7 protein-coding genes and 1 pseudogene are annotated in these 11,156 nt (G+C 76.0%); 4 read left to right on the plus strand and 4 right to left on the minus strand.

What is annotated here, in order from left to right:
- Nucleotides 1–6: 6 nt before the first annotated feature.
- Both ACFWUQ_RS05535 and ACFWUQ_RS05540 read right to left on the minus strand, forming a co-directional pair.
- Complete coding sequence (locus ACFWUQ_RS05535) at nucleotides 7–816, minus strand: VOC family protein (RefSeq protein ID WP_384533345.1); 810 nt, start codon at nucleotides 814–816, stop codon at nucleotides 7–9.
- A 199-nt stretch (nucleotides 817–1,015) separates the two neighbouring features.
- The gene (locus ACFWUQ_RS05540) at nucleotides 1,016–2,299 is read right to left on the minus strand and encodes a sulfite oxidase (protein ID WP_384533168.1); all 1,284 of its coding nucleotides are present in this window, start codon (nucleotides 2,297–2,299) and stop codon (nucleotides 1,016–1,018) included.
- Between the two features lie 152 nt (nucleotides 2,300–2,451).
- Here ACFWUQ_RS05540 and ACFWUQ_RS05545 point away from each other — a divergent pair, with 152 nt between their 5' ends.
- Entirely contained in the window at nucleotides 2,452–2,985 is a 534-nt protein-coding gene (locus ACFWUQ_RS05545; protein ID WP_384533171.1) for a GNAT family N-acetyltransferase, read from the plus strand.
- A 339-nt stretch (nucleotides 2,986–3,324) separates the two neighbouring features.
- Nucleotides 3,325–3,816, plus strand: a pseudogene (locus tag ACFWUQ_RS05550) (YncE family protein); the annotation flags it as partial.
- A gap of 193 nt (nucleotides 3,817–4,009) precedes the next feature.
- On the opposite strand, the gene ACFWUQ_RS05555 reads toward ACFWUQ_RS05550, so the two are convergent.
- Together ACFWUQ_RS05555 and ACFWUQ_RS05560 are read right to left on the minus strand one after the other, a co-directional pair.
- Entirely contained in the window at nucleotides 4,010–4,309 is a 300-nt protein-coding gene (locus ACFWUQ_RS05555; protein WP_384533348.1) for a hypothetical protein, read from the minus strand.
- Entirely contained in the window at nucleotides 4,306–5,046 is a 741-nt protein-coding gene (locus ACFWUQ_RS05560) for an HNH endonuclease family protein (RefSeq protein ID WP_384533174.1), read from the minus strand. The genes ACFWUQ_RS05555 and ACFWUQ_RS05560 overlap by 4 nt, the downstream gene beginning before the upstream one ends.
- Nucleotides 5,047–5,239: 193 nt before the next feature.
- On the opposite strand from ACFWUQ_RS05560, the gene ACFWUQ_RS05565 reads away from it, so the two are divergent.
- Together ACFWUQ_RS05565 and ACFWUQ_RS05570 are read left to right on the plus strand one after the other, a co-directional pair.
- Nucleotides 5,240–6,106 carry a DUF4132 domain-containing protein gene (locus ACFWUQ_RS05565; RefSeq protein ID WP_384533177.1) on the plus strand — a complete coding sequence of 289 codons (867 nt, stop codon included), beginning with the start codon at nucleotides 5,240–5,242 and terminating at the stop codon, nucleotides 6,104–6,106.
- Nucleotides 6,103–11,097, plus strand: a complete 4,995-nt coding sequence (locus ACFWUQ_RS05570; protein WP_384533180.1) for a DNA-binding protein — start codon at nucleotides 6,103–6,105, stop codon at nucleotides 11,095–11,097. The genes ACFWUQ_RS05565 and ACFWUQ_RS05570 overlap by 4 nt, the downstream gene beginning before the upstream one ends.
- The last annotated feature ends 59 nt before the right edge of the window (nucleotides 11,098–11,156 follow it).

The following is an 11,156-nucleotide window of genomic DNA, read 5'->3' on the forward strand; positions in this document are numbered from 1 at the left end:
CCCCGTTCATCCCCGAGGTGCCGTGACCGGTGGTGGTGCCGCCAGCGACGTGGTGAGCGTGAAGAGGGCCCCGTCGGGGTCCCGGAGCGCCACCCACCGCTCCGTCGCGTTCGACGCCACGTCCGAGACCGTGCGCCCGCCGAGCGAGCCGGCCGCCTCGACTGCCGGCTCCAGCGCCGGGACCCGGAAGTGGACGTGCCACCGCGGCCGGGTGTGCGGGTCGTAGCCCGCCATCTCGACGGGCCCGCTGTCGAGCCGGGCGACGGGCTCCCCGCCCTGCCGCAGTACGACCTGGTCCTCCTCGTACGAGACCTCGCAGCACCCGGGTCGGCCGGTGGCCCACTCCAGGACCGCGCCGTAGAACAGCGCCGCGTCGAAGGCGTTGCGCGTACGCAGCTCCAGCCAGGCCGGGGCCCGGCCCGTACCCACCCGCCAGCCGGCAGCGACCGGGCCCTCCCAGATCCCGAAGACGGCCCCGTCCGGGTCCGCGGCCAGGGCGCCGCGGCCGCCGGAGGCGAAGGAGACCGGGCCGACCGCGATGGTGCCGGTGCGCTCACGGATCCGGTCGACCGCGACGTCGGCGTCGTCGACGGCGAAGTACGGGGTCCACGCCACCGCGACCGCGAGGTCACCGGCGAGAGCGCCGACTCCCCCCACCGGCACCCCCTCCAGCTCGGCGACCGAGAAACCGGCGCCCAGACGCGTACGGCGGAACCGCCAGCCGACGACCGCGCCGTAGAAGCGCTGCGCCGCGGCGAGGTCGCGGGTCATCAGGCTCACCCAGCACGGGGCGCCGAAGACCTCCTTCGTCGACATCTCCACCGCTCTCTCCGTCCCTCGTGGCCGATCCGGGAACCCCGACCCGCCCAACCCACCATTCTCGTCCTTTCCGCGCCGGTCTTCCCGTCCGGACCCTCACGGGCTGCCGCACGGCCCCTCCCCGGCAGGCGCCCCTCGCGACCAGCACCCCGGTCCGCGGGGAGTCCGCCCCCGTCAGGCCACGGTCAGACCCCCGTCAGACGACGGTCACCGGATGGCGTACGACCGCGTCGAAGAGGTAGCCCTCCGTATTGGGGACCGCCGTGGTGGGCTGGGTGCGCCCGGTGGCGTCGGTGGCCCGCGCCAGGAGCGCGGTCGGGCCGGCCGCGCGCGGGGTCCACGGGAGCGACCAGCGCACCCAGCTGCCTCGGCGCGGGGTGTCGTGCAGGCGGGCCGGCTGCCAGCGGAGTCCGCCGTCGGTGCTGACCTCCACCCCGAGCACGGGCGCCGCACCCGACCAGGAGCGCCCCGTCAGCAGCCGCGTGCGGTGCGCGACGAACGTGGCCCCCAGTTCCAGTTCGAAGGCGCTCTTCAGGGTCTGGCGGGTCAGCGGGGCGCCGCCCCCGGCGGGGTGGTCCGGGCCGAACATCCGGTACAGGTCGGTGTTCCACGGCGTGTACAGGGGCTGCCCGCTGACCTCGATGTCCCCGACCCACTTGATCGAGGAGATCCCGATCCAGTCGGGTACGACCATACGGACCGGACCGCCGTGGTCGGGAGGCAGCGGCTCGCCGTTCATCTCGTACGCCAGGATCACGTCGTCCAAGGCCTTCGCGACGGGCAGCGGGCGCCGCACCCGGCCCAGATTCACCCCGCTCGCGACCACCTCCTCGTCCAGCCCCCGGGGGAGGACGTCCACGGCGGTGCGGGCGACGCCCGCCCGCCGCAGGACGTCCGACAGCCGCGCCCCCCGCCAGCGGGCGACGCCGATCGCGCCGAGGGTCCACGGCGTGCCGGCGACCGGCTGACCCTGCTGGGTGGTGTAGAAATTCCGCGCGTTGCCCGCGCACTCGATGAACAGGGTCCGCTCGACGGCCGGCAGCGCCCGCAGCCGGTCGTAGGAGAACTCCACCGGCCCGTCCGACAGGCCGTCGCCCCACACCCGCAGCCGCCATTCGCGCGCGTCGATGCGCGGGGTGGAGGTGTGGTTGCGGACGAAGAACCGGTCGACGGGTGTGAGGTGACCCGTGCCGCGCAGGGCCGCGAAGTTCGTCTCGGCATTGGTACCCCGCAGGGTGAACAGCTCCGGCGGCACCGGCTTGACGATCCCCGGCGCGGCCACGGCGCCGGTTCCGGCGGCGGTGGTGCCCGCCGCGGCCGGGCCGGCGGCGGCCAGGCCCAGGGGACCGGCGGCGGCACCCGCCGCGAACAGCTTGAGCAGGTCACGGCGGTCCACCCCGGCAGTGCGGGCGCGCCCGCGCGCCCACTGCCGTAACCGCGCGCGGTCGTACCGGCTCTCACCGGACAGGTCGAAAGGCATGGCGGAACACTCCTCGATCGTGGTTTCCCGTGGACCGTAGAGCCATGCCCCACCCGCACCCGGCCACGCCCCGCGCGGGCCCGACCGCCCGGGAACGACCGAAACCAGGCCCCGATTACCCCTGTGCGGCGGTGTTCGGCAGGATGGGCCGCATGACCGAGATCCTTACCCCCCGCCTCCTCCTGCGCCGCTGGGACGACGACGACCTCGTCCCCCTGTCCGAGATCAACGCGGACCCGGAGGTGATGCGGTGGATCGGCGACGGTTCGGTCCGTGACCTGGAACAGACCGCCGAGGACCTCGAACGCTGGGAGGAGGACTGGGACGAGGAGGGTTTCGGCCTCTTCGCCGTCGAGCTCCTCGGCTCCGGCGAGCTGATCGGCCTCACCGGCCTGTCGGTCCCCGAGTACCTGCCCGAGGTCCTCCCGGCGGTGGAGATCACCTGGCGGCTCGGCCGGCAGTACTGGGGCCAGGGCTACGCCTCCGAGGCCGCCCACGCCACCTTGGAGTTCGCCCTCCAGGACCGCGGCCTGGACCGGGTCGTCGCGATCAACCGGGCCGGCAACGACGAGTCCGAGAACGTGATCCGCAAGCTCGGCATGGTGCTGGAGCGCGACACCACCCACCCCGAGTACGGCCACCTCCTCCAGATCCACGGCATCGACCTCACGGAGTACGAGGCCTGAGCGGATCCTCGGGCGGACCTCCCGGCGCCGCGCATCGGCCGATCGGCGGACCCCGGCATCCCCCGGACCGCCCGGGGTCCGAAGCCGCCGGGCCGACCGGACGCGGCCCGGGGCGGGGCCACCATGGAACGGCGAGAGCGGAAGGACAGGGCCGCTGCTCCCTCCCCGCCCGGAGCCGAGAGGGACACCATGACCCCGCACCACCGACCGCCCTCTCGACCGCCCCGCGGACCGCTCCCTCGACCGCACCACCGACCGCCCCACGGCAGTGCCGGGCGCGGTGCCCGGCGCGGCCGCCGCGCCGCCGTGAGCGCCGCGCTCGCCGCCGCCGCGGCCCTGCTGCTCAGCGCCTGCACCCCGAAGGAGCCGCCCCGGCCGCGCACCGAGGCAACGCCGCGCACCGAGGCAACGCCGCGGCCCTCGGCGTCCGCGCTCGCGGACACCGCGGCGACCCCCGAGGGCACCCTGCTCGTGGCGGACTTCGGCGCCGACACCGTCACCTTCGCCGACCCGCGGCGCGGCACGCTCGCCTCCGTCCCCGTCGGGCGGGCCCCGTACGGACTGGCCGTCGGCGCCGACGGCCTCGCCTGGGTGGCCACCGCCGACGGTGTCGCCGTCGTCGTCACCCGCACCCGTGAGCGGGTGGCCCGCGTACCCCTGCGCACCGCCACCGGCCCCGCCACGGACGGCGAGTACCGGGGCGGCGGCATGGGCATCGCGCTGTCCCCCGACGGGACGCGCGCGTACGTCGGGGTGAACGTCCCCGGCGCGACGGGCGTACTGGAGGTCATCGACACGGCGGGGCGCGAGGTCACCGCGGCCGTGCCGGTCTGGACACCGGCGCCACGCGCCGGCTCGCGGCGGGGGACCGGCCGCTGGGCGTAGCCGTGTTGTGAGGCCGCGGACTACGGCCCCGGGAGGGCGGCCCCCGGGCGAGGCGGGCCGCGAACGGCGTCGGCCCGCGCACGGCGGCCCCCGCGCCGGGCGGCCCGCGAAGGGCGTGAGCGACCGGCCCGCCGTCCCCTCAGGCGGAGTCCGCCCCCGGGGCCCGCGCCGCGTGCCCGGCGCGGATCGCGGCGAGGGCGGCGCCGTGCAGGCCCGCCGGATCGCCGTGGTGGGGGAGCGGGCTGCCGGAGAGGGTGTACCACTCGTCCGCGTCGGTGTACTGGACGTCGAAGGAGACCAGGTCCCCGGCCACCGCCGTGGTGCGCAGGGTCAACGGGCCCGTGATGACGCCGACCTCGTCGGTCATCGCCCCGCCCGGGCCCGCCGGCACCTGGTCCACCCACTGCCGCCGCGACCCGTCGGCGCTCCGGTCGGTCATGACGCGCACGTGTCCAGCATCGTGGTGAGCATCTTCTTCTCCGGTTCGGTGACGGTCAGCCCGTAGGCGGATTTGACGGCGGTCCAGGCCCGGCCGTACTGGCACCAGCTGGAGCGCTCCGGCGGCTGCCACTGGTCCGGGCTCTGGTCGCCCTTCGAACGGTTCGAGGAGGCCGTGACCGCCAGCAGCTGGGGCCGGCTCAGGTCGTTGGCGAACTCCTTGCGCCGGGCCGCGTCCCAGCCGGCCGCGCCGGAACGCCACCCCTCGGCCAGGGGCACCATGTGGTCGATGTCCATCTTCGCCGCGTCGGTGGCTACCACCCCGTCGTAGAGGCTCGTCCAGGTGCCGGAGACGGCCTTGCACTCCGCGTCGCGCACGACGCCGACGCCGTCGCGCCGCAGCACCGTCTCCCGCGTGTCGCACTTGTCGCCCTGCTCGGCCCAGTGCGTGAACCTGGCGCGGCTGTACCCCGCCATCGTGCCCACCGGCGCCACCCGCAGGGCGGCCAACTGCGTCCTGGCCACAGCCGTGGTGACCATACCGGGCAGCGCGTCCCCGCCCGCCGGGCTGCCACCACCCGCCGGGGGGGCGCCGGTCGGCGGCGTGGACCGCGCGGCGCTCCCCGGAGCCGACGGCTTCCCGTCGGCCCCGCCCCCGGCCGGATCCGCGCAACCTGTCGCGCCCAGCAGCAGCGAAGCCACCAGGACCGCACCGGCCCCCACTGTCCGACGTCCCATGTCCCCACCCCGAACGTTGTGCGTACTGTCAGCCGGAGCCTACCCAGATCCGGACATACAACCGACCGGGCACCCTCCCAAGGGTGTTGTCAGTGGCGCTCGCTAGTCTCCCGGCATACCGCGGCTCAGGGGGTTCGGCTCCCCCCTGTCAGGGCTGCGCGGATTCGGACGGGACAGGCGGGGGCACGGGCACATGGCATGGCTTGCGGCGGGCGAGGGGTACGAGATCGCCCTGGTTCAGGGGCGGGTGGCGGCGCGGTCCGCCGGCGGCCGTTCGGCGGGACGGCAGTTGAAGACGCTGCCCAAGGCTTTGAAGGACCACCCCGAGGTGGACCGGCTGCGCCGGCTCGGCGAATGGCTCGACCGGCACGAGGCCGCCTGCGTCGCCCAGGTCGACACCTGGATGGTGTCCTCCCTGCCGGTGCCGACCGAACTGCTCGCCCGGGTCTGGCCCGACGAGGCCTGGCAGCACGCCCTGCGCGACCTCGCCGTCGTCGGCGACGACCCGGACGAGGTGGGCTTCCTGCGGGACGCCACCTCCGCCGGCGAGTTGAAGGTGGTCAACCTGGACGGCGAGACGGTGCGCCTCTCCCCGCTCACGGTGACCCTGCCGCACCCGGTGCTGCTCCCCGACCTGGACGACGTACGGGACTTCGCGGCCGAACTCGGCATCGAGCAGCGGGTCGAGCAGATCCACCGGGCCACGTGGAGCAAGCCGACCGGACTCGCCGGCCCCGCCACCGAGGTCCGCGACTACGCGGGCGGGGTGTTCGCCAACCGCTACGGCCTGGCCGCCCGGGCGACCGGCCTCGGCTACCGCGTCTCCGGCGGCTACGCCACCTGCAAGGTGCGGGACGCGGGCCGCGGCCTGGAGGCGACCGTGTGGATCGGCGAGCCCTACTACGAGGACGAGACGAGTACCGGCGCCCTGAGCTGGCACGACGACGAAGGCCGGGCGGTCCCGCTGACGGAGGTCGGCCCGGTCGCCTGGTCCGAGGGCATGCGGATGGCCGCGGCGCTGTACGCCGGGCGCAAGATCGAGGAAGGCCGGGACGCGTGAGCACCACCATCGACACCACCATCAACACCATCATCGCTACGAACGACAGCACCGACACAACCACGGGGAAGGACGGCGGGTCCGTGAGCGAGGCCGAACTGCTGCTCAAGGCCGGGGCGGTCCTTCCGCACGGCACACCGGGAGCCGGCCCCTCCGCCGTCGACCTGACCGCGCGCTCCTACCACCACCCCGCCCTCGCGGACGGCCGTGTCGTCGTCCGGCTCGCCGCCGCCGAACTCGGCGCGGCCGAGGACCTCGCCGCCGGGTTCCTCGGACTCGTACCCGCCGAGGGCCCGCCTCCCGTCGTCGGCCTCCGGCGCCGCCAGGAACTCGGCTTCCCCGAATGGGTCCTGGTGCACCACCCCGACGACGGCCACCACGCGCTCGCCGTCGTACCGGAACTGGACCGCCTCGCCCGGCAGGCCAAGACCAAGCCCAAGGCCGCCCTCGACGCCTGCCACGAACTGGCGGGCCGGCTCGCCGCCGCCGTCCCCCACTTCCTGCCGGTCTTCTACGAGCAGGCCGCCCGCACCTTCCTCGCCGTCGAGAACACCACCTACGCCGCCCAGCTGTTCGGCCGGGCCCGTACCGCCGAGGCCCAGCACGGCCTGGCCGTCGACGAGGACCGCCTCGACGCCGTCTTCCTCGAATTCGCCCTCGCCGGCGCTCTCCCGGTCAAGGTCCTCACCGGGTACGGGAAGGAACTCGCCGTCCGCGTCAGCCCGGCCGAGGCCTACGAGCGGTTCCGCCGCCTGTGCGTACGCCGCACGGCGGGCGGACTGCCGCCCTCCGCCCAGGCCGCCGTCGAGCTGCGCCGACTCGCCCGCGCCGCGGGCCTCACCGGCACCGAAGCGGAACAGGACTACCTCGCCGAGCTGCTGCCGCTGCCCGCCACCCTGCGCGCCGCGACCGGCTGGTGGAAGGCCCACCGGAGCGCGCTCGTGGCCCTCGGCCGCCGCGTCCCGGCCGTCCGCGGCACGCTCCTCGGGCTGACACCGCCCGGCGGCGGCGACAGCGTCGCGCTCACCACCCTGTGGCTGGACATCCTGGAGGAGTCCGGAGCCACCGCCGGGCTGGTCCACGAGGAGCTCCCCGCCGAGGAGCGGTGCGCCGACGGCGCCGCCGGCTGGCTGGAGCGCTTCCACGCCGCCCGCCACGCCGGCTGGGGCCTGCGCCCCACACCCCCCGCCCTGCTCGGTCTCGTGGACCGCTGCGCGGAGCGCCTGCGCACCGAACTCGCCCGGCCCGGCCGCGAAGCCGGCCTGCGCGTGGGCGTCGAGGACGCCGACCTCCTCGACCTGCTGCTCACCCTCGACGTGCCCGTCGCCGACCCGGCCCCCGAGGACAAGCGGCGCCACCACGCGGCACTGAACCTGCGCGACTGGGCGCGCGCCGACCAACGCCGCGACCTGCTCGCCCTCGCCGCCGACGAGCGTTTCCACCCCGCCTTCCGGCGGGCCCTGGACGGCCTCGGCGACGCCAACTCCGGCACCGACGTCATCCAGCGCGTCGCCGCCTCGGCCGGCGGCCGCCCCCTGCTGACACGGTGGATGGGCGAGGTCGCCCGCGCCTCCACCGCCGCCGGGCTGCCCGGCGTCCCCGACGCCATCCAGCGACTGACCTGGCTGCCCGCGGAAGCCCTCGAACTCGCCCCCGACGACGTCGCGGCCGCGGCCGCCGCCGACCTGGGCGAAACCCTCGCGCGCACCCTGCGCGGCGGACTCTTCGAGGAGCTCACCTGGCCCGCCTGGGAGAGCGCGACCGAGGAACTGGCACCCGCCAAGGGCCGCCGCGGCCTGACGGTGACGGAGGCCTGGCCCTACCTCATCGTCTCCAACGAGACCCAGGTCAGGATCATCGACGCCGACTCCACCGTCCTCACGCACGACCTGCGGATCCCCACGGGCTCCTCCTACCGCCACGGATTCCACTACGTGGACGGCGAACTCCTCGTCTTCTGGTCCTCCTGGGGCAGCGACGCCCAGGCCTACTGGCACTCCTCGCCCGGCACCGTCTTCCGGCTGGACACCCGCCGCGACTACTGGTCGCCGCGCTCCGACCACCTCAGCCTCCCCCTCCCGGGCGGCGGCCGCACCACCGGCGGCGGCGTCCTGCACCGCGGCGACACCGAGCTGCCGGACGAGCGGCCGGTGGTGTCCGACGGCACCTCGTACTGGGTGTGGCAGCGCGACGAGCAGCAGAGCGACGGCGGCTGGCAGGAGTACGACCCCGCCGGCGCGGCCTACGGACGCCGCTCCCTGCCCGCCTTCTTCGCCGACTTCGCCGCCCGGGCACGGACCGGCCGCCCCGAGGACACCGTCACCCCCGGTCGCGGGAGCTGGCTGCGGCCCACCCCCGCCGTGCCCGGCTCGGCGCTCGGCGCCCCCCTGGACGGCCTGCACGGCTGGACCACCGTACGGATCGCCGGCGACGGCTGGCGCGGAGCCCACCCCAACGGCCTCGCCGTCACGGTTCCCGAGGGGCACGACGCGCCCGTCGCCGCCCTCCTCCTCCCCGGCGACGACCGGCCCCGCGCGCTGTCGCACCACTGGCGCGAGCTGGGCCTCACCGACCCCGACGGCGTCCTCACCACCCGCTCGCGCGGCGACGACGACCGCTTCGCCACCGGAAGCGTGGACCTCCCCCCGCTCTCCCACTGGTACGCCATGCGCCCGCGCGACCCCGAGGGCTCGCTCGCCCTGCGCGGCGCCGACCGGGAGACCGTCGGCGCGCTGCTCAAGGCGGCCGCCGCGGCCGAGCGCCTCACCGACCTCCCCGGCCTCGTCGCCGCCGCCCTGCCCCAGGTCACCGCGCCCCAGCTGATCGGCGGAATCGTCGAGGTCCTGCGCTTCACCCTCACCCAGCAGAAGGCCCTCGACGCGGTCGCCGCCCGGCTCCGCGCGGACACCGGCCCCGGTCGGGAACACGAGGAGGGACCCGCCGACCGCCTGCTCGGCGACGCACTGAGCGGACTTATCGGCTCCGGCTACTACCGCTGGGGCAGCGACAGCGACGCCGCCCACCGCCTGCTGCGCGAACTGGGCGCCGCCCGCGCGCGGACGGACGCCGCGCCGGTTCCCGGCCGGCTGCACTTCGACGTCCCCTGCCTGCCGTACAGCGGCCTGCCCTGGACGAAGTTCCTCGACCACCCCGCCGCCGCGGCCTACCGCGCCGTCACCGGGACCGTCAGCGACGAGCAGCGCACGGCCCTCGTCAGCGTGCTCGACGCGGTCGCCGGGCTCGGCCTCGACTCGTCCGAGGGCTCCGCCGGCCACTGGCGCCGTGTCCTGCTCCACCTCGAACAGCGCCACCTGGCCGCCGGCCCCGGCGCCGAACGCAACGTCCACCACCGCAGCGTGCTCCCCCTCGGGGGCGGCGCCGCCCTGGCCCTGACGGAGCACAGCCAGGCCGTTCCCGACGGCCACGAGTACGGCGCCCTCTACTACGACCCCACCGGGCGGTTCCTCGCCCCCGGCCCCTACACCGTGCGCGGCGACGCGCCGCTCGGCGACCGGGAACGCGGCGCGGGCTGGCTGGCCGCCCTCCTCGCGGAGGCCGCCGAGCGCGGCCCCGCCCCCTTCCGGCCGGAAGCCGCCGACGAGTTCGCCCGGCTCACCGGAGTCTCCACCACGCTCGCCCGGCTGGTGGTCGCCGGAATGCCGCACATCGACAACTACGGCCACCACTTCCTGCCCGCCGAACTGCGCACCGCCCTCGACGTCAAGGCCACCGACGCCGCCTGCGCCCGCGACGAGCTCAAGAGCCTCGACTCCGGCACACGGTGCGCCGTCGTCGCCGCGCTGCTCCCCGCCGAACCGGCCCGGCTGTGGAGCGAGGGCCCCGACGCCGCGGCGGCGGCGGAGGTGTGGAACCGGCGGATCGGCCGCCGCACCCCCGTCCCCGACTGGCTGGCCACGGAGGCGGCCCGCGCCGTACGCACCTCCTGGCCCGCGCACACGGCCCTGCGCGCCCTGCTCGACCCCGCGGCGTCCCCCGAGCTCTCCACGGACGCGGCATGGACCATCCGCGGCGACCACGCGGAACTCCTCGAACCCACCGACCGGCCCTTCGACACCGCGGTCCTGACCGGGTCCCTCGGGATGGCGGCCTGGCTGGCCCACCGGCTCCCGGCCGGAGACCCGGTCCGGGCATCGTTGCCACCGGTGCTGACAGCCGTGCGCCAGCGGCTGGCCGCGCCCGGACTCCTGCTCGGCACCTGGGGCTACACCGGCCTCGCCGACTTCCGCGCGGCGGCCGGCACGCCGACGGAGACCGGCGAGGGGTACGAGCGCTACGGCGCCGTCCTGATGGCCACCCATGACGACCGGCCCAAGCCCGCGCTGCGCCCGGCACTCCTCGACTCCACCGGGGGTGACCCGTACCTGCCGCTGCTGCGCGGCGACGACCAGCAGCCCACCTGGGTCGAGACGGCACTGCGGACCGTCCACGACCCGCGGTTCGCCGCCCTGCTCGCCGACCCGGGAGCCCCCGCCGCCGGTGCGGCCGACGGGGACGGCACCTGGTGGCCGCAGGACCCGAGCCGCTCCGTGCCCGAGCTGGTGGCCGAGGCCGCCGGGGAGTACGGGCTGGGCGCCGACGCGGCGGCGCTCTACCTCGCACTGCTCGCCATGCCCGACCCCACGGACCGCAACACCGCGCGCTGGACAGGCTGGAAGCCGGCCCGCCTCAAGGCCGCGCGCGCCGAACTCGCCGACACGCACCTGGTGGTGTCGGCCGGCCGCGGCCGGGCCGGGCGCTCCCTGTTCCTGCCGGGAGGGTGGGCCGAGATGGACTCCCCGACCCTTCCCGTGGAGCGGTGGAAGCTCCCCATGTACGCGCCCGTCGCGGGCGGCCGGCCCGCGTTGGGCGTGCTCGTACCGCTGGAACCGGCCGCGGAGCTGTACCGGCGCGCGTGGCAGCGGGTCCGGGAGGGCGACGTACCGCGCTTCGAGGAACTGAAGGTGAAGCGCACCCGCGGCCGCCGCCGCTGACCCGGCGTCCCGCCCGAGGAGGCGCGGGCCGCCCGGGGGCGGGGCGGCCAGCGCGCCGG

Source organism: Streptomyces sp. NPDC058662 (assembly GCF_042716255.1).
Classification (GTDB): domain Bacteria; phylum Actinomycetota; class Actinomycetes; order Streptomycetales; family Streptomycetaceae; genus Streptomyces.